We start from the raw sequence: 19,482 nt of genomic DNA, 5'->3' as shown, positions 1-19,482 counted from the left end.
GCTCTTTGCCAGTGTGCTATACTTGGGGAAAAGCATGGTTTCACTTAACGGAAGGACGATCAAGATGGACACAAAACTTACAGCAAAAGAGATTCTTGAAAAAGATTTTAAAACAGGTATGCGCGGTTATAACCAGGATGAAGTCGATCAATTCCTCGATCTTGTTATCCAGGACTATGAAACATTCAGCCAGCAAATCGAAAAATTGCAGAATGACAACAAACGGCTGCGAAGTGAACTGGAAAGCACGCCACGAAAACAGACGGCACCAACACCGGGGACAACAAATTTCGATATTCTCCGCCGGTTGTCCCATTTGGAGAACCATGTGTTCGGCAGCAAGCTGAATAACGAGTGAAACCGTTGATTGCATAAGTGGAATGAGGTATAATGGACTTACCAATTGAAATTCGGGTAACCGCTTCGGTTTTTAGGCCGGAGAGGAAAGTCCATGCTCGCACGGACCTGGAATGGCCGTAGTGATCGTGCTTGGCGAAACGATAAGCCAAGGCAGCCCATAAGGCTGACGGCGGGTGGAACGCCTACGTCTAAGGATATGGCGGACACACCCTGAAAAGTGCCACAGTGACGGAGCTGTACAGGAAACTGTACAGGTGGAACGAGGTAAACCCCGCGAGTGAGAAACCCAAACTATGGTAGGGGCACTTTCCCGAAGGAACCAAACGGAGGGAAGGACAGGCATCAGCCTGTAGATAGATGGTTACCGCCCATTGGTACGAGGTGCAAGCCGTTCGAGTACCCGGGAACAAAACATGGCTTACAGAATTTCAATCGGTTTAATGAGACGATGCAGCTCTCCGCGTATACGGAGGGCTTTCTTTTATGAAATGAATTTGCTAGACTTACATACTGCGCCAAGACGGGATAAACGTCTTCTGGATGTTCAGGCGGCAAAGCGGCATGTCCCGCTCAGGCAGTATTTATGCATAAAACGGTTCAATGCCCTCAGGCAGAACCGGATCTCCAGGATGGCAGAAAGGAGCACGCATGACGAAATTCAAATTACTGGCTACAGCAGCGATGGGCCTTGAATCCATCGTAGCGGATGAAGTCAAAGCACTCGGATTCGAGACACAGAACGAGAACGGGAAAGTATTTTTTGAAGGTGACGAAGCGGCGATCGCCAAAGCGAACCTATGGCTGCGGACGGCAGACCGCGTGAAAATCATTGCCGGTGAATTCACGGCGACCACGTTTGATGAGCTGTTCGAACAGACGAAAGCGCTCGAGTGGGAGAAGTTCCTGCCGGTCGATGCCAATTTCCCGGTACAGGGAAAATCAGTTAAATCGAAGCTTTACAGTGTGCCGGATTGCCAGGCGATCGTTAAAAAAGCGATTGTGGAGCGGCTGAAGAAAGCTTATCACCGCAACAGCTTTCTGGATGAATCAGGCGCGCGTTTTAAAATCGAGGTTTCCATCTTGAAAGATAAAGTGCAATTATCCATCGATACAAGCGGCGCAGGTCTGCATAAGCGGGGGTATCGGACCGGCCAAGGTGAAGCTCCTTTAAAAGAGACGCTGGCAGCTGCACTTGTTAAATTGACCCGCTGGTCACCGGATCGGCCGTTCGTTGATCCATTCTGTGGTTCAGGAACGATCGCGATTGAAGCGGCAATGATTGGTCAGAACATTGCACCGGGCTATAACCGGGAGTTTGACAGTGAGTTCTGGCCATGGATGAAACGGAAGGTATGGGACGATGCCCGGCTTGAAGCGGAAGAAGCGGCTGATTATGACCAGCCACTCGATATCACCGGAACGGACATCGACCACCGGCTCATCGAAACGGCTAAAGCGAATGCGATGGAAGCTGGATTTGCCGAACTGATAACATTCAAGCAACGGCAAGTGAAGGATTTCACGGCAACCGGTGAGTCGGGTGTCATTGTCGGCAATCCGCCATATGGGGAACGGATTGGCGAAATTGAAAAGATCGAAGAAATGATCTCTGATATGGGACGCGTCTTTTCTGCTTATCCGACCTGGTCGGTTTATATGCTGTCTGCTGCAGAGAATTTTGAAGAACTTTACGGCCAAAAAGCCACGAAAAAACGGAAGCTGTTCAACGGTTTCATTAAAACCGATTTTTATCAGTTCTGGGGCGAACGTCCGAAAAATACGTAACGAAACGGAAGGAATTCATTCCTTCCGTTTCATTGTGAGGAGACAGCGATGAAACAAAGCATGCCTTTTCCGCTTTCAAAGGAAAAAACATTTTTTGAGTCACTGAATGACTGGATCGGCGATATCTTCTACGATGAGCTGCCTGAAAAAGGCTATGAACTGCGGGATGAGCAGATTTTCATGGCGTTTCAGGTGGAGCAGGCACTGAAAGAAAAGTCTGTGCTGTTTGCGGAAGCGGGCGTTGGAACGGGCAAGACGCTCGCATATTTGCTGCCGGCCATTGCCTATGCCCGCTATACCGGAAAACCGGCATTGATCGCCTGTGCGGATGAGACGCTCATTGACCAGCTGATCAAAAAAGGTGGTGACCTGGACCGGCTGGATGAACTGTTCGGTTTGAATTTGGATGTGCGTACTGCAAAGTCCCGCGATCAGTATTTATGTCTTCAGCGGCTGGAGGCAGCCCAGAAAGTCAGCAATGAGGAATTTCTGGAAGACGTGGAAGTTTCACTGCCCGATTTCGTGTTCGGCAACGGATCCATGCAGTCGATCCATCCGTACGGGGATCGTTCGGACTATCCGGAACTGACGGACGACCAATGGCAGCAGATCAATTACCACCCTGTATACAATTGCTCGGCGTGTGAACTCCGGAACCGATGCGGCCAGACGCTGCACCGGAAAGCGTACCGGGAAGCGACCGACCTTGTTATCTGTTCGCATGACTTCCTGATGGAGCATCTATGGACAAAAGAAGCGCGCGTCCGGGAAGGCCAATCACCGCTCCTGCCGGAAACATCGCTGATTGTGCTCGATGAAGGCCATTTGCTCGAATTCGCTGCACAGCGGGCCTTGACGCATGAAGTTCAGGAGAATACGTTAGTGAACGTGACAGACCGCCTAATGTCTGATGGTGTGCGGGTAGAGACGCTTCAGCTGATCGAACAGGCCGTCGATCTCCACAGTGATTTTTTCCGTCTTCTTCGGAAGCAGGCGGAAGACAGTGGGGAAGACCGCAGAAGCATCCGGAAATCCCCGGAATTGCTCCAGCTTGGAAAAACAACGGTAACGGTGCTCGAGGCTATACTCGAAGAGCTTGTGTTCGAATCGGAACTGTATACGATTCCAGAATATGACCTTCGGATTGCCGAAGAGTATTTTGAACAGTATATTTTTTCTATGAACCTGTTTACAGAAGAAGGAGATGCGGTGAATTGGTTTGAGGAGAAAGACGGGACGGAAACGCTCGTCATCATGCCAAGACTCGTAACAGACATTCTGCAGGAAAAGCTGTTCAACGGTCATTTGCCGATTGTTTTCTCGTCGGCGACGCTGTCTGTACAGAAGAATTTCAATTACATTGCTGCAAGTCTCGGGATAGACGATTACCAGGCCTTTTCGGTGCCGTCGCCGTTCGATTATGCGGACGTGATGAAGATCCGGTCGCATCCCGTGCTGCAGGAAGAGAAGCAGACCGTACTCGAACAGTTGCTGGCAGCGGATGAGCAGACATTGATTCTGTTCCGTTCCCGCAGCGAAATGGCTGTTTTCAAGGAAACGATCAGCCCCGAATTGCAGAAACGCATCGAATTTGAAGGCGACCGGGAGCTCTCTGCAGTCGTCCGGGACTTTCAGGAGAAAAAGTTTTCGATTCTCTGTTCCTATCATCTGTGGGAAGGACTGGATCTGCCGGGGGATATGCTGACGAAAGTGGTTATTGTTGACCTTCCATATCCGCCCAAGGATCCGGTGTTTGACGCCAAACGGAAGTTTGCTGCAAATCCGATTGAAGAGATCGACCTGCCATTCATGCAACTTCGCCTTCAGCAGGGAATCGGTCGCCTGATCCGGACTTCCCGGGACAAAGGCATAATTCATTTGTTGCTGAATGAAGAAGAATGGAATATCCGGCATTTATGGGAACCGGTACTGCCAGTGGTTCCGGTGAATAATTGAATGATCGAACAGCAGAAAGGCCCGGCTCTGATTTCCAGAGCCGGGCCTTTTTTTCAGTCACTGGCACTGCCGGAACGGTTCGGAGGGGTTGGCCATTGCCGGGCATCCGATTCGATGATGCCGAGCAATTTTTTTCGGCGGTCTTCCAATCGTTTCACGTGTTCACTGAACTGGTCAGCTGATGTGGTCGGCAAGCCGGAATCGCTCAGTTCTGAAAGATCTGCACAGGGTGGCACCTGTTTGGAAGCAGTGACAAAGTTGGGCGTCAGCGTATCTAAATAGTTTTGGATGCTGGAGCGGGCTTCTTGGACGAGGAGCTTGTTCGGCTGATAACTTCGTAAGATGCCAAACCGTAAAATTGTTAAGGCCTCGTCGAGCACGGCCACAGCAAATGAAGCCGACTGCTTCGGATTTCTGCTGTGATAAAAATGCAGAATGGGATAGGCGTTGTGCTGTGCGGTCAATGTGCTAAGCTCAGAAGCTGTGGAACTCAACAGCAAATCCAGGTCATGAAAATTTTCGCCATTCCAGGCATTTCGAATGATTTCACTGCCGGAGTCTCCAAGCCCGGTGATGCTTGATGCATAAGCACGTTGATTAGTCACAGCACTCAGAACAGAAAGTACATATGTCACACCGAGCGTGATGAACAGCATGCCGTTCCCGGAAGCGACTGCGGATGCGACTTGCCAAAATCCTTCTTTCGGTACGTAGTCACCGACACCGAGGGTGAAGATCAAATAGCCGGTGTAATATACCCTCTCTGTCCAGGAAATAGGATCATTGTCCCGTGTATCTATAAATGCTTGAGCATCGCCTGTAAAAAATAGCAGCCATCCGGTCCACAGGAGTAAAATCCATATCACAAGGGTGAGAGCAAGAATCAGCGGTCCGCCAAGACTCAGCATCAGCCGGTCGTCGTGGCTCACTTTTCTGAGGACCTTCCAAGAAAAGTTTCCAAGCCAGCGGGAGACAGGGCCGGCTCCGCCATCCACCCATAATGTTGTCCAGAAAATATCGACCGTAACAAGCAGCAGAATCAGAATCCCTGCAATTGTACCGAAGATTTCCATGTACTCACCTTCCTTGAAAATGCGTCCGTTTCCGGTATTCCGGGTTTGTTATCCCACTGTATCAGTCTACAGAATTCCAAATATGCGAAAACCGATCAGTACAATAGCGGTATCAGCGAATATATGAACCACCCATGAATTTACGAAAGTGCCTGATTTTGCATCCAGCCAATTGAACACGAACGCAACTCCGATCAGTCCGGCAAGAGCCAGAATCATGAGCGGAAGCGGGAACCAGCTTTGGAAAATCGCGATATGATACAGTCCAAATAACACGGATGAAAATACATAAGCACTAGTTCTATACCCTTCTTTGTACATTTCTAAAAAAACAAAACCCCGGAAGAAATATTCCTCAAGCAGCGAATTGCCGAAGGTCACATATAATGCGACAAAAATAAATGTTCGGGGAGTAATGCCAAGATCAGTCTGCAGGTCAGCAGAAATTCTTTCCAAATCAATGAAGCGCTGCAGAACAGCATAGGTAAGAAGGATGCATGCAAACGAAAGAATCCCAAGGCCAATGCTGAGCGCGAGGCCATCGGTAGGTTGCTGCTTGCGCTTGGATAACCACCGGATGCTTTTATTCTTAATCCGGACAGCATACAAGACCGGTATTGAGAGGAAGAGGATGATTTTTATGAGGGTTTTTATCGCATAATTGATGTCAAGCCCTTGTTCCACAATATACATAAAGGTACAGGCAATAAGACTTGACCCGGCAATCCAGCTGACGTTTTTTCTCAATGGGTCCACCTCTTTTATCCAGTGTTTCCTCTGCTGTAAACCAGTATTGTTACCGTTTTTCCAGCGAGTCCGAAAGTGGAGCTGTATTGCGGAAGCTCAACGTGGTCCGCCGAGCCTCCTCGTGCTTTTAAACATCTTGTGCTCCTGCGCAAGCTCGTCGCAAAAGACCAGTCCAATCCGCGCTTGTCCTGCTCTTCCGCCGCCTGCCGCTCTTTCTTCTAACCTTTATTCCTGGAATTTGCAGCGAAGATTCGTAGTGAAAGCCCTTAGTTTCAAGGTTTGGGATGATTTTTTTTACGATACCCCGCTATATTTTCCGGATTTACGACGAATACAAATCCTCTAATCTCAGGGGTTTTGAAGTTTCTCATTATACAATCCGGGAATCCATATAAGTTGAGATAAAGCTCCTTCATTATTATCATTCCGTCAAACAGCTATGCTTTTCAACGGGTTTGCGCCGCAGGAATCGCCGATGTTTGGCTCCGTAATTATGGGAGCCAAGGAGGGCCCGAAAGCGCGGTTATGGGGCGGAATATTGATAAGTGGAAGTCATTAGTTCAAGTTATATCGCCATAAAAACAGATTCCCCCGCTATTATCAGTTTAGCATAATCGGCTTCTGGAAAAGTTATGGAATTTATTTTACGGAAAGTGAAACTAATCCGCCGGCTTAACCGTATAATATGTAACAGCTTTTTTCAGCTGCAAGTCTGTGTCCTATTAAAACAAGCTCTGTAAAAGAGATTATTCACCAAGAAATGCACTTGATTTCTTTTTGACAACAAAGGAACTCCAACGAAGTTTAAAAAGATGAAGAGTAGTTACTGCTGTACTGGAAGAAAGAGCGAAAAATTTTTCTTTTTGTCAAATACAGATTTTGGCAAAGCGCGACAAAAGAACGGTCTTGTTTTTTATTCATTATCGGTTCTGTATAAGTTGAGGTAAACATTCATCATCCCGTTCGCGGCAAACGGTTTTGACTGCGACGAGCTTGCGCAGGAGCAAACGGTTTTGACTGCGACGAGCTTGCGCAGGAGCAAACGGTTTTGACTGCGACGAGCTTGCGCAGGAGCAAACGGTTTTGACTGCGACGAGCTTGCGCGACCGGACTGCGCAGGAGCAAACGGTTTTGACTGCGACGAGCTTGCGCAGGAGCAAACGGTTTTGACTGCGACGAGCTTGCGCAGGAGCAAACGGTTTTGACTGCGACGAGCTTGCGCAGGAGCAAACGGTTTTGACTGCGACGAGCTTGCGCAGGAGCAAACGGTTTTGACTGCGACGAGCTTGCGCAGGAGCAAACGGTTTTGACTGCGACGAGCTTGCGCAGGAGCAAACGGTTTTGACTGCGACGAGCTTGCGCAGGAGCAAACGGTTTTGACTGCGACGAGCTTGCGCAGGAGCAAACGGTTTTGACTGCGACGAGCTTGCGCAGGAGAAAGCGCACTTTTACGGTCCGGACGCCGGTCTTGAAAAATATAAATTCTTTAGATCAACTAATATAGGTGCGAAGAAACAAAAAAGTTACACTGCCAAAACAAAAAAGACGGGGGAACTGCAGCCAATAGATTAGGAGCATACACAAAAGGAGAGAATGCTTATGAAATTATTCAGCTGGCTGTCATATTGCCTGACGTTCATCGGTCTGTTGCTGCTCGGGTTGGACTGGGTGATCTATGCATATGTCGAGCCGCTCGTTCTGGCCGGCAGTACTGCGCTCATAGCGGGTGCTGTCTTCAGCCTGATCGCCTTTTTAAGAAGAGAAAAAAGCGGCCGGAAGTTCATCTCGCTCTCTGTATTCATCATCCTGGCCGCTGCAATGTTATGGTTTGAACCACCGGCGGCTGCCACTATGCTGACCTGGCTGGAAAACAAGGTATGATTGACGAATTCCATGGACTTATCCCTCGGGCTTTTTTCTGCAGGTTTGCCGGACATGCATCGGCCTGAAGCATGGAGATGGAAGAGTCATTCTCCGATGTGTATAATTAAGAAAAAAGAGCTAGTACACCGGCACATTCCATCGAATGGTTTTGGCGCGCTGCAGGATTCGGGAGGGAACCATGATCGCTGAGAAATTTTCACCTTACATAACTTTTGGAAGAAAAGAATGGGCGGATTTACGCTTCAACACGCCAATGACACTGACCCAGCACGAATTGGAAGAGCTTCAGGGAATCAATGAACACATTTCGCTTCAGGAAGTCGCGGAAGTATATTTGCCGCTGATCCGGCTGCTGCGGCTGCACGTGGATGCGGCGCAGCAATTGCATGCAGTCACGGATCAGTTTTTTCGGCAGGACACACCGAAGACGCCCTTTATCATCGGAGTTGCAGGAAGTGTGGCAGTCGGCAAAAGCACAACATCACGGATTATACAGGCGCTACTGTCTTATGAACCGAGCCGGCCGAAAGTGGATCTCGTGACGACCGATGGTTTTCTATATCCGAACCGGGTGCTTGAAGAACGGGGACTGATGACGAAAAAAGGGTTTCCGGAGAGTTATGACATCAAATCGCTTGTGCAGTTCCTGACGGATCTGAAATCCGGCAATGAACGGGTGACCGCACCGGTGTATTCCCATTTGCATTACGATATTATGCCCGATCAGTCTGTGGAGATCGAGGCGCCGGATATCGTGATCATTGAAGGAATCAATGTGCTGCAAATTCCGAAGCATGAAGGGGAACGGTCTCCGAGTGTCTATGTCTCCGATTTCTTTGATTTATCGATTTACGTGGATGCCGATGAAAAGGATATTGCCCGCTGGTACAGAGAACGTTTCCGCTTGCTGAAAGAAACGGCATTCCGGCAGCCCGAATCATTCTTCAATCGTTATGCAAACATGTCAGAGGAAGAGTCAGAAGCGTTTGCAGCCGACGTGTGGAACCGGATCAACAAGAAAAATCTTGAACTCAATATTCGGCCGACTAAAAACAGGGCGGATATCATTATCAAAAAAGGGATGGATCATGAAGTGTCGGACATCCAGCTCAGAAAAATCTGATGCGTGTTTAAGCTGCTCTTCTCTTATAGGGAACAGCAGTTTTTTCATGGTTGACAAGGTCTTTAAACAGGAGTAGATTAATCGTTGTTAATGAATATATAGTATGAACCTTTTAATCGCTGAATCGTTTTTCGAGCGGGGGAACCGGTACCGGCATTTTGCCTTGGGGTGAATCTTACAGCATGTAAGAAGGGATACTCTCAGTCCCTAATCCGACAGCTAACCTCGTAAGCGTTTACCAGTACAAACGAGAGAAGGGTCTTGCACAGAAAAGACCATTCTATTTGCGATGGTCTTTTTTCATTTGCAGCCAGCCGGAGGTGAAGCCGTGTTTGAACTGATGAAAAAAGCGGTCCAGATTAGCACAGTAAAGCTGATCGGGTTCACAGCTGCTTTTTATGTGATCAGTGCATTTATCATTTATTTAATCGAGCCCCAGACGTTTCATAATCCGTTCATCGGCTTTTGGTGGGTTATGACGACCGTGACCACAATCGGCTTTGGGGATTACGCGCCTGTCACTGTTCCCGGAATGGTATTTGCCATGTTCCTGTATTTGTCCGGTATCGGACTCATTGGAGTTATTATCGGGAAAGTTGTCGATTTATATGCGCTTTACGGGAGGATGAGAATGGAAGGAAAGTTTGATTATAAAGGAAAAAATCATTTCGTCATTATTGGCTGGTCACAAAAAGCCCTCAAAACAGCAGAGGAGATCCTGTCGAGCCATGGCTCCCAAAAAGAAGTGGTCCTGATCGATAATCTCCCGAACTCACCTTATTCACATGACCGATTCCATTATATCCGGGGAAATCCGACGGAAAATGGCATATTGAAAAAAGCGGGTGTGACAAAAGCGAACTCTGTATCGGTGTTTGCGACGGCAGATCAAGATGAAGTGCTGGCGGACGGAAAAACGCTGCTCATCGTTTCGGCCATCGAAAAATATGCCGTTGAACAAAACGTCCAGATCTATACCATTGTTGAGATTGTACATGAAAAACACATTGGCATGTTCGAACATGCGCGTGTTGATGAGTTCGTACTGTCAAATGAAGCATTTCCGCATCTGATGGCAAAAACGATTCTTCACCATGGATCAAGTCAGCTTTTCATGCAGCTGCTGAGCCACAGATATGGAGAAAATATTTGGGAAATTTCACCTGCTGCATCCTGGGAAACGTACGAGGATGCATTCGAGGCATTAAAAGCACAAGGGGCGAATCTCGTGGCTGACGGCGCGGATTTCAGTATTTTCCGCCGCCTGCACGACCGGATACCGGATTCCGCCCGGCTCTACATTATCTGTGATCAGGAGACCTATAAAAACCTGACCATTAAATGATCAGGCAACAGTAGCAGACCGTTTGAGAAAAGAGGAATTGAAATGAAAAAGCAATGTGTGGTCATCGGGCTTGGCCGCTTCGGTACGAGCGTCTGCCTGGAACTCAGTCGGCTGGGCCATGATTTGTTGGTTATCGACCACAAAGAAGAGCGCGTCAATGCCATGCGGGAATACGCAGCGCATGGGGCTACAGCGAACGCCACGGATGAAAATGCACTTCGGTCTCTCGGTGTCCGGAATTTTGAACAGGCAGTCGTAGCAATCGGGGATGATATTCATGCGAGTGTTCTCTGCACATTATTATTAAAAGAAATAGGTGTTGAGCGGGTGTGGGTAAAAGCGCGGGATCCTCAGCATCGAAGAATTTTGGAACGGATCGGGGCTGACCGGGTGATTCAGCCCGAGTATGACATGGGAATCCGCATTGCGCAGAACCTGGATTCCGAAAAAATCATCGATTATATCGAAATCTCCGAAGACTATAGCATTGTCGAATTGGTGGCGACAAAGAAAGTGGACAACCGTACGCTTTCACAGCTCAATGTACGGGCGAAATACCATTGCATGATTCTGGCGATCAAGCGGGGACAAGAAGTTAACCTGGCGCCGAAACCGGAAGATAAAGTGCAAAAGAATGACATGCTCGTCGTGATGGGACACCGCAAGGATCTGAAACGGTTCGAAGACCGAGGGTTGTAAACAGTTGACGAGCTGATTGGAAAAGCCAGAAGAACGCGTATAGGGAGTTCTATTCTGAGGTTGTCCAAAAATCCCTTAGGCTTATCTTGTCCAGATGTTCTTCCATAACGGAACGGCTTCTGCTGCGCAAGCTCGTCGCAAACAGCAGCGGCAACTGCTTTGCCGCTGCTGTTCGCTGGCTTCCGCCATTCCGTGCCAGGCCAGTTGAAAGAGACAACCATACAGAATGCCTAAAGGCGGGAAAAGGATTCTAGTCCTCTTCCCGCTGTTTTTGATTTATTAGTTGCTGATCCGGTTCACTGAAACGATGAGATGCGCGTTTTCCTGATCTGCCGCTGCTTTTTGAGCCGGGGTGGACAGGAAACGGGCGACCCCGGCGGGGACTCGGACGTCCGTCCTGGCAGCTGGCAACGCGACGTCCTGTTGCGTCAGCTGCATGAACCACTTCCTGTGGTCCCGAAAGCGTCCGGTTTCTCCACCCCGGATTGGGAGATGATGTCAACGAGTCTTTTGACCTTTTCTGACAGCCCCGTTTTGCTGCCTTACGAAGAGCGGATCTTCACACTGATTGTCGAGTCGATGATGTCGCTGTCTGTCCGGATGGACCCCTGTAGGCGGCAGGCACATAAATTGACGCTTCATTCGGCAAGTGGTAAATTACGGGAAGTTATTTCTTTCCAAGGAGGCCTATCTATGACTGTTCAGACAGATTCCCGTTTATATGAGATCATGAAAGCAAGAAAATCAGTGCGTTTGTATGATCCATCCGTAGAAATTCCGAAAGAGGAGATTGAAGAGCTGCTGACAATGGCGGTTTCTGCTCCGTCTTCAAGCAATCTGCAATCGTGGCGGTTTCTTGTGATTCAGGATCAGGACATCAAAAAAGAAGTGCGCGGGATTGCCAATAATCAGGCGCAAGTGGAAGATGCATCAGCGGTCATCGCTATTTTGGGCGATGTTGATGCCTATAAAAAAGTCGAGCAAATTTATACCCAGAATGTTGAAGAAGGCCATATGGATGAATCGATAAAAGAACGCACCGTGTCGGGAACGAATAAATTTTATCCGGCAATGACAAAAGAGACCCGGATGAATATCGCTTCGTTCGATGCCGGTCTCGTGTCGATGCAGCTCATGCTGCTGGCCAAAGAGCGGGGGTACGATACCATCACAATGGGCGGTTTCAGTAAAGAACAATTCGCAGCGCGTTTCGAGCTTCCGGAAAATCTGTTCCCAATTGTATTGATTGCCATTGGGCAAGCAGCTGCACCGGCTTTTGGCACATCGCGCCTTCCGCTAGAAGAAACAACCACATTCATTTAACCGTTTTTAAAATTCAATAACCTGTTAATCGACTGACATTATGCCATGAACCCCGTGTTCATGGCGTTTTTGCTTTTCAGCAAAGGCTGAACTCCCGTAATAACTGTGAAACTCGCTTTTATATGATGACCCCGGATCTCAGCAGCATCTTGTCGGAAGAAATGAAGCGGACTGAGATCTTAATTTACAGACAATTCTGTCCATTATAAAAAGGCAGATCCGGCTCTAATAGCCGGATCTGCTTCTTACCTTACCCGTTACACTTATAAAAATCATTGCTTCATCAATGGGTTTGTGCAGCGCGGTCATGTTTTTCAGCAAATACGTTCCGGTCAAGATACTTATGGAAGAACCATTCGCCTCCGCCGATGAGGATAGCGGAAACGATGGCAGCAGTTACGATATCACTGCTGACCGCCATGGCATCTCCCAAGAACCAGACGATCAAAAAGGCAAGAATAATATCGGAAACCGTAGCAATCATATTCCGTTTACCTTGATCGTCAGCATCCCCGGCTTTTCTGAAAATCACTAAGTCGCCCAGAACATAGGCGAGAAGTGTCAGCGCTGCGCTGATCCACAGCGTGTCGCCGAAGGAAACATCAAAAATCCATGTGAGTACTATTAATAATACGACCGCAATCATCACAAACTTAATGAGAATCGCTTTAACGTGATCCATTTAATTTCCTCCTCTCTTGGCTGTGCCTTTGCGTCCGTATTAATCCATTCCCGTCTTCTTGAGAATCATGCCCAAAATAACAAAAATTTCATAATTGTAGTTTAAATGTAATAATATATAATAGTATTATATTACTTAAGGATAAATAAAAAAATAAAAAATCAGAATTAACGGGCATTCCATTGAAAACTTCTATACAATAGAGACTATTATTCAGGAAAACCAGAAGGAGGTCCACAGACCATGAAAGAACAACAATTTTTACGGATACCGGGGCCAACACCGATTCCGCCGAGTGTGGAACGGGCAATGATTCAGCCGATGATTGGCCACCGCAGCGGAGACTTTAAACAATTATACGGTAGGTTGATTCCTCGGCTGCAGCCGGTATTTGGCACCCGGCAAGATGTGTTGGTCCTGGCTGCTAGCGGAACCGCTGGGCTTGAAGCTGCAGCAGTGAACGCGGTGAAAGAAGGAGAAAAAGTGCTTGTCATTGTCACTGGCGCGTTTGGTGAGCGGTTCACAGACATTTGTGAGACCTATAGATTTAACGTAGACCGGCTCGATGTCACATGGGGAGAAGCGGTAAAACCTGATGCGGTAAAAGCATATCTGAAAAAGAATCCCGACACACGTGCAGTTTTTGTAACTTATTGCGAGACATCAACCGCTGTCCTAAACCCGATTGAAGAAATAGCACAAGCGGTCCGCGAAACTTCCGATGCGCTTGTCATCGCAGATGGCGTGTCGTGCATAGGCGGTACAGAGACGGAAATGGATGCGTGGGGTATTGATATTCTCATCACCGGATCCCAAAAAGCGATGATGCTTCCGCCGGGGCTCGTTTTCATTGCTGCAAGTGACCGGGCATGGGCGCGCATTGAAGCAAACAGCCAGCCCCGATTTTACTTGGACCTGCTGAAATACAGAAAAAGTGCCCAAGATCATTCTTCACCGTTTACGCCCGCGGTTTCACTGCTGTACGGATTGGAAGAAGCGCTGAATATTATGGAAGAGGAAGGTCTTGAAAATGTGTACAAGCGCCACCGGCTGATGAAGACGATGATACGGGCAGCAGCAGATGCTTTGCAGTTACCCTTACTGACATCGGAAGAGGCGGGTTCGCCGACAGTAACGGCAATCCGGCCGACAGCGTTTGACGCTGAAGCGCTTCGCAGTGAAGTGAAAAAAACCTTTTCACTCACATTGGCAGGCGGTCAGAAACAACTTAAAGGGCAGATTTTTCGGATCGGCCATATGGGCTATTGTTCTCCGGCCGATATCCTCCAGACAATTACTATGCTCGAAATCGGTTTGGACCGGATCGGGGCGGATATCCGGCTGGGGACAGGGACTGCCGCAGCTCAGCGCGTATTTTTACTCGAGAAAGGGGATAACCGATGATTTATAAAGTATTGGTCAGTGATCCATTAAGCGACGACGGCATTAAGGAATTGTTGGATGCCGAACATATCCAGGTAGATAAGAAAACGGGAATGACAGAACAGGAACTGCTGGACTGCATCGGCGAATATGATGCGCTTTTAGTAAGAAGCCAGACGCAAGTGACACGGAAAGTGATCGAAAAAGCCACGAAATTGAAAGCGATCGGGCGCGCCGGTGTAGGGACAGACAATATTGATCTGGCAGCAGCAACTGAGCATGGCGTGGTCGTCGTCAATGCGCCAAACGGTAATACCATTTCAACTGCTGAACACACGATGGCTATGCTCGCTGCGATGGCCCGTCGGGTTCCGCAAGCTTATTATTCACTGAGACAGGATGAGTGGAACCGGAAAGCATTCATCGGTGTGGAGCTGTACCGGAAAACGCTGGGAATTATCGGTTTTGGCCGAATTGGCGGGGAAGTGGCAAAGCGGGCGCAGGGATTCGGCATGCGAATCATCGCATCAGATCCGTTTCTGACAGAAGAAAAAGCAGCGAAGCTCGGCATCCAATATGGTTCCATGGAAGATGTTCTCGAGCAGGCGGATTTCATCACCGTCCATACACCGCTTCTAAAAGAGACCCATCACCTGATCAGCCATGAGCAATTCGGACAAATGAAAGACGGCGTCTATGTATTGAATTGTGCGCGGGGTGGACTGGTGGATGAGAATGCACTTCTTGAAGCGATACAAGGTGGTAAGGTGGCCGGTGCCTCGCTCGATGTCTTTGAAAACGAGCCGCAGATCAACCATGAATTGCTCGCACTTCCGGAAGTGATTGCAACGCCGCATCTTGGAGCCAGCACCGTGGAAGCACAGGAAATGGTTGCAGTTGACGTCAGCCGTGAAATCGCAGATATGCTGAGCGGTAAGCCGGCAAAAAATCCGGTTAACATGCCTGCTGTATCAAAAGAAGTACTGCAGAAACTGGAACCGTATTTCAGCCTTTGTGAAAAATTAGGCTCTTTTCTGGCCCAGATCTCCCGAGGCGCGATCGCGGAAATTACAGTCACGTATTCAGGTGAATTGCAGGATACGAACGTGGATCCGCTCACCCGCCTGATTCTCAAACATATACTGAAGCATTATCTCGGCCAGCAAATCAACGAAGTGAATGCATTCCATGTAGCGAAACAGAAAGAAATTGTGGTCAATGAGCAAAAGACGACATCGGGCTACGGCTTCACCAATTTGATCGCGATTACAGTCAGAACCAATCAGGAAACGCGTACTGTGTCAGGTACGCGGATTGAAGGGGGACGCATCGAATTGGTGAACGTGGATCAGTACCGGGTGGATGTCATTCCGACAGGTCATATGATTTACATCCATCATACCGACCAGCCCGGCGTCATCGGAAAAGTCGGGACGTTCCTCGGACAAAATGACGTGAACATCGCGACGATGCAGGTGGGCCGGAAAGAACGCGGCGGGGACGCCATCATGCTGTTGTCTGTTGACAAAAACATGGAACAGGCGCTGGCGGATGAACTCGCTGCTGTCCCGGAAATCATCGATGTGACAACAATCGAGCTTTAAGGAGAGATAAAGATGCTGACGGATTATCATGTGCACATGATCGAAACCGGCGAATTCACAGTCGACTGGCTGAAGAACTATGTGAAACAAGCGAAAAACCAGGGCATTGACGAACTTGGCATTTCAGAGCATGCCTATTTTTTCAACGAAACAAGTAAGATCCTGTCCAATCCGTGGATTGATAACCGCCGCGGACTGGACTTTCGGGATTACCTCTCGCTGTTTGAACAGGCAAAAGAAGAAGGGCTGCCTGTGAAAATGGGAATCGAAATGGATTACACGCCCGGAAAAGAACGGGAAATAAATGAATTCATCGATGCCTATCCGTTTGACTACGTCATCGGTTCCGTTCATTGGATCGGCGACTGGGGCATCGACTTGAAGGAACACAAGGCAGAGTATGAGAAACGGGATATTGCTGAAGCTTATGAGGCTTATTTCGATCAGATTGTTTCATTGGCGCAGTCAGGAACGGCGGATTTCGTCGGTCACATTGATTTGATCAAAATATTCAAGTATAAACCAAACGACGCCAAGTTTGTCGAAGCGCAGTATGACCGGGCAGTGAAAGCACTGGCCGCTTCCGACATGAGCATCGAAATCAGCACAGCTGGATTACGTAAAACCGTTGGGGAGATTTATCCGGATCCGCTGCTATTGAAAAAATGCTTTGAGGCCGGCGTGACCATCGTATTGTCATCGGATGCTCATCATCCGGACCACGTTGGATACGGGTACGACCAATCCGTTAAACTGGCAAAAGACATCGGGTATCGGGAAGTGCAGACCTTTACCAGTCGGAAAAGAGAAGTAAAGCCTTTAGGGTGAAGCACTATTCATTTAACTTTCACCCTGTGTAAAACAGGGTGATTTTTTTGTGTGAAGCGGTTCAATGAGCGTTATTTTCTATAATTATATTATGTATTCTTACGAATGCATTATTTTCTGAAGGTACTTTTCTTAAGAATTGTGGATTTTAGGCGAAGATGTGTTTCCAATGGATGCTTACCGCAGGCACAGCTTTAATTTCCTGAAACGTCCGCCATTGTTTGAGTATAAATTTGAAAAGAACAGGAAAAGCTTATTTGAAAAATGATCGCAGCTTGACGATTACTTCTTTTTGCATCGATGGTTGCAAAAACGACGGGGATAAAAACTCACGCAAGTATGCGTCTTTTACGTGCCTTGGAAGATTGGTTTGTTTTAGAAGCTGTCTTGCTTCATATAAAAAATCGACGTATTGTTCATAATTTTCGTCGTAGCGGGATTCCAGCTCCTGTTTAATTTGTTTAGCGAGCATCGGGCTAGCACCATTGGTGGATATGGCAATCGTTAACTTTCCTCTTAGGAAACGGGCAGGGAAGTGAACATTTCCTGCTATGACATCCGATGCGGCATTGATCAGACTGTTAGGCGGAGCAGCTTCTATAACAGCGGCGTTAACCGCTTCGTCGTTTGTAGCAACAACAGCCAGGAAAGCTTCCGTCAAATCCGAGGATTCGAACCGTTTTTGCTTCCAATGTATTTTCTGTTCCAAGTAGAGAGCATTTATTTCAGGAAGAATGTCCGGGCTTACGACTGTCAATTCAGCTCCGCTGTTCAGCAAGCTTTCCACTTTTCTTTTGGCGATGCGTCCACCCCCGATTATAACAACTTTTTTATTTGTTAAATCTACCATCAAAGGAATAACGGTCATTGGAAAAATCTCCTCAACTTGAGTTTTAAGTTCAGTATCGTCTTATTCCTTCCATAGTACCAAAAAAAGTCCATTCTTTTAGTTTTTACAGAAATAACTGTCTTTGAGAAAGTAATTTTTTTATAGAAAGACGATTCTGTTTTACAGGATGTTAGAAACATTAAATCTTAGTTTGACACTCGGAATAGTAAACTATATACTGAATGAAATTGAATTTTCCAATCAACTTACAAATTCATATGTATTCTTATCAAGAGAGACGGAGGGATTGGCCCTGCGATGTCTCAGCAACCATCCTGGTAAAAGGAACGGTGCTAACTCCAATAGGCGTTTCACTGCGTCTAGAAGATAGGAAGAACGTTTTGCTTTCCGGAACCTTCTTCTTGTCAAGAAGGTTCTTTTATTTTTGGGGAAAATTCCAATGATTGTATTAGGAACGGAAGGTCAGTCGGTTGAAAAGAAGTTTAAAAAGAAAGTTCTATTCCAAGTTAACGGCTCATGAATAACTAAATTACTCTTAACGAGCAAATTTAATTACAGATTACTCCATTTACGTAGTCTTGCGGTCTCTAAAGGAGCTTACAAACGATAGCTGCTTTCTGTAAATGGAAGAAATCGCGCCAGGCGGGGGCGCTACAAGCGGGTCAGGAAATGCTAGCGGCTTTGCCGCTACGGATTCTCGTCCATCGTCCGCGGGCCGCTCCGAATCGCGCTGCATCCTCCAGGGTCTCGCGTGGCGAAGAAAAACCATGTACTTCTGCCTTTCCTGTGGGCCCGAAAGCGTTCGTCTGAAGCGATTTTTCCTGTAAAAACGAATATTATTTATGCCTTCACCAATACTGCGTAAGAACCTTTATTTTAGGGGAAATGTAGATTTAAATTTGCTCATCTAGAGTAAATTAATTCCGAAAAATAGAGTGACGACTTCATACGAGAGTTACCGGTTCGCCAAAATAACAAATCAAATAAAACGAAAAAATCATCGATCAGGGAATGGCATAATGACCGTTTTTGATCAAAAAGGAGTCTGAAAAGCTTATGAAAAAAGTTTATTTAGTCGGTGCAGGTCCTGGCGACCTTGACTTGATCACGGTGAAGGGCTTGAAGGCGATCCAACAAGCCGATGTCATTTTATACGATCGTCTAATCAATCAGGAATTATTGAACGAAGCAAAAGACCATGCTGAACTAATCTATTGCGGTAAAAGTCCGGATAGGCATTCGCTGAAGCAAGAAGATATCAACGACTTGCTTTGCAAATTCGCTTTACAAGGAAAAGTCGTGACTCGTCTTAAAGGCGGGGATCCTTTTGTCTTTGGCAGAGGCGGAGAAGAAGCTGAAGCATTGGCTAACCAGCAAATCCCATTTGAAATCGTACCTGGAATTTCCGCCGGAATCGCGGCACCTGCTTATGCAGGCATCCCCGTTACCCATCGGGATTACAGTTCGTCTGTCGCTTTTATATCCGGAGTCAGCAAAGTGGGTGTTGACCAAGAAGAATACTGGGGACATGTGGTCAAAAGCATGGATACACTTTGCATTTATATGGGGGTAAGCAAACTTCCGGAAATATGTGAGCGTCTGCTCCGTCACGGTCTCCTTGCCGGGACGCCGATCGCTTTGATCGAGTGGGGGACGACCGAACGGCAACGGACCATCACGGGAACATTGGAAGACATTGTCCAAAAAGCCCATGATATGAAAAACCCCTCCATGATTGTGGTTGGAGAAGTCGTCAGACTGCGGAAAAAACTGCAATGGTATGAACAATTACGTGTCGACGAAGGGCAACTCGTTTCTTCTATATAAAAGACAATGAAAG

17 protein-coding genes, 1 other RNA gene and 2 riboswitches are annotated in these 19,482 nt (G+C 47.5%); of the genes, 13 read left to right on the top strand and 5 right to left on the bottom strand.

What is annotated here, in order from left to right; all coding sequences use genetic code 11:
* Positions 1-64 precede the first annotated feature (64 nt).
* From gpsB to B0X71_RS11205, 4 genes are all read left to right on the top strand, one after another.
* Entirely contained in the window at positions 65-358 is a 294-nt protein-coding gene (gene gpsB, locus B0X71_RS11220; protein ID WP_077589490.1) for a cell division regulator GpsB, read from the top strand.
* A 48-nt stretch (positions 359-406) separates the two neighbouring features.
* Positions 407-786: RNase P RNA component class B (rnpB, locus tag B0X71_RS11215), an RNA gene on the top strand.
* A 222-nt stretch (positions 787-1,008) separates the two neighbouring features.
* Positions 1,009-2,145: a THUMP domain-containing class I SAM-dependent RNA methyltransferase gene (locus B0X71_RS11210; RefSeq protein ID WP_077589489.1), complete on the top strand. Its 1,137-nt coding sequence runs from the start codon at positions 1,009-1,011 to the stop codon at positions 2,143-2,145.
* Between the two features lie 48 nt (positions 2,146-2,193).
* The gene (locus tag B0X71_RS11205) at positions 2,194-4,101 is read left to right on the top strand and encodes an ATP-dependent DNA helicase (RefSeq protein ID WP_077589488.1); all 1,908 of its coding nucleotides are present in this window, start codon (positions 2,194-2,196) and stop codon (positions 4,099-4,101) included.
* A 53-nt stretch (positions 4,102-4,154) separates the two neighbouring features.
* On the opposite strand, the gene B0X71_RS11200 is transcribed toward B0X71_RS11205, so the two are convergent.
* Both B0X71_RS11200 and B0X71_RS11195 read right to left on the bottom strand, forming a co-directional pair.
* On the bottom strand, positions 4,155-5,174 hold the full coding sequence (locus B0X71_RS11200; RefSeq protein WP_077589487.1) for an ion channel: 1,020 nt from the start codon (positions 5,172-5,174) through the stop codon (positions 4,155-4,157).
* Positions 5,175-5,240: 66 nt separating this feature from the next.
* A complete protein-coding gene (locus tag B0X71_RS11195) occupies positions 5,241-5,921 on the bottom strand; it encodes a CPBP family intramembrane glutamic endopeptidase (protein WP_077589486.1) in 681 nt (226 codons plus the stop codon).
* Between the two features lie 1,599 nt (positions 5,922-7,520).
* On the opposite strand from B0X71_RS11195, the gene B0X71_RS11190 reads away from it, so the two are divergent.
* The 4 genes from B0X71_RS11190 (at position 7,521) to B0X71_RS11175 (ending at position 10,972) form a co-directional block, all read left to right on the top strand.
* Positions 7,521-7,802: a hypothetical protein gene (locus B0X71_RS11190; RefSeq protein WP_077589485.1), complete on the top strand. Its 282-nt coding sequence runs from the start codon at positions 7,521-7,523 to the stop codon at positions 7,800-7,802.
* 181 nt (positions 7,803-7,983) lie between these two features.
* Entirely contained in the window at positions 7,984-8,928 is a 945-nt protein-coding gene (coaA, locus tag B0X71_RS11185) for a type I pantothenate kinase (RefSeq protein WP_077589484.1), read from the top strand.
* Between the two features lie 107 nt (positions 8,929-9,035).
* Positions 9,036-9,177: riboswitch (cyclic di-AMP (ydaO/yuaA leader) on the top strand.
* A 79-nt stretch (positions 9,178-9,256) separates the two neighbouring features.
* Positions 9,257-10,273: an ion channel gene (locus tag B0X71_RS11180; protein WP_198038583.1), complete on the top strand. Its 1,017-nt coding sequence runs from the start codon at positions 9,257-9,259 to the stop codon at positions 10,271-10,273.
* Between the two features lie 42 nt (positions 10,274-10,315).
* Positions 10,316-10,972 carry a potassium channel family protein gene (locus tag B0X71_RS11175; protein WP_077589482.1) on the top strand — a complete coding sequence of 219 codons (657 nt, stop codon included), beginning with the start codon at positions 10,316-10,318 and terminating at the stop codon, positions 10,970-10,972.
* A gap of 279 nt (positions 10,973-11,251) precedes the next feature.
* On the opposite strand, the gene B0X71_RS20995 is transcribed toward B0X71_RS11175, so the two are convergent.
* Positions 11,252-11,410, bottom strand: a complete 159-nt coding sequence (locus B0X71_RS20995; protein WP_156889863.1) for a hypothetical protein — start codon at positions 11,408-11,410, stop codon at positions 11,252-11,254.
* A gap of 255 nt (positions 11,411-11,665) precedes the next feature.
* On the opposite strand from B0X71_RS20995, the gene B0X71_RS11170 reads away from it, so the two are divergent.
* A complete protein-coding gene (locus B0X71_RS11170) occupies positions 11,666-12,295 on the top strand; it encodes a nitroreductase family protein (RefSeq protein ID WP_077589481.1) in 630 nt (209 codons plus the stop codon).
* A 283-nt stretch (positions 12,296-12,578) separates the two neighbouring features.
* Here B0X71_RS11170 and B0X71_RS11165 read toward each other — a convergent pair whose 3' ends face one another.
* Positions 12,579-12,977 carry a DUF2512 family protein gene (locus tag B0X71_RS11165; protein WP_077589480.1) on the bottom strand — a complete coding sequence of 133 codons (399 nt, stop codon included), beginning with the start codon at positions 12,975-12,977 and terminating at the stop codon, positions 12,579-12,581.
* Positions 12,978-13,220: 243 nt separating this feature from the next.
* On the opposite strand from B0X71_RS11165, the gene B0X71_RS11160 reads away from it, so the two are divergent.
* From B0X71_RS11160 to B0X71_RS11150, 3 genes are read left to right on the top strand one after another with little or no spacing between them, the layout of a single operon-like run.
* Positions 13,221-14,381 carry a pyridoxal-phosphate-dependent aminotransferase family protein gene (locus B0X71_RS11160; RefSeq protein ID WP_077589479.1) on the top strand — a complete coding sequence of 387 codons (1,161 nt, stop codon included), beginning with the start codon at positions 13,221-13,223 and terminating at the stop codon, positions 14,379-14,381.
* A complete protein-coding gene (gene serA / locus B0X71_RS11155) occupies positions 14,378-15,964 on the top strand; it encodes a phosphoglycerate dehydrogenase (RefSeq protein ID WP_077589478.1) in 1,587 nt (528 codons plus the stop codon). The genes B0X71_RS11160 and serA overlap by 4 nt, the downstream gene beginning before the upstream one ends.
* A 12-nt stretch (positions 15,965-15,976) precedes the next feature.
* Positions 15,977-16,792: a histidinol-phosphatase gene (locus tag B0X71_RS11150; RefSeq protein ID WP_077589477.1), complete on the top strand. Its 816-nt coding sequence runs from the start codon at positions 15,977-15,979 to the stop codon at positions 16,790-16,792.
* 253 nt (positions 16,793-17,045) lie between these two features.
* On the opposite strand, the gene B0X71_RS11145 is transcribed toward B0X71_RS11150, so the two are convergent.
* The gene (locus tag B0X71_RS11145) at positions 17,046-17,660 is read right to left on the bottom strand and encodes an NAD(P)-binding protein (protein WP_077589476.1); all 615 of its coding nucleotides are present in this window, start codon (positions 17,658-17,660) and stop codon (positions 17,046-17,048) included.
* Positions 17,661-17,904: 244 nt separating this feature from the next.
* Positions 17,905-18,015, top strand: a riboswitch (SAM riboswitch).
* 683 nt (positions 18,016-18,698) lie between these two features.
* Between B0X71_RS11145 and cobA the strand changes: the two genes are divergently transcribed.
* Positions 18,699-19,469 (top strand): uroporphyrinogen-III C-methyltransferase, encoded by a 771-nt coding sequence (gene cobA / locus B0X71_RS11140; RefSeq protein ID WP_077589475.1) that lies wholly within the window; start codon positions 18,699-18,701, stop codon positions 19,467-19,469.
* Positions 19,470-19,482: the final 13 nt, after the last annotated feature.

Source organism: Planococcus lenghuensis (assembly GCF_001999905.1).
GTDB lineage: Bacteria > Bacillota > Bacilli > Bacillales_A > Planococcaceae > Indiicoccus > Indiicoccus lenghuensis.
This window is presented reverse-complemented; position numbering and strand designations above follow the sequence as displayed.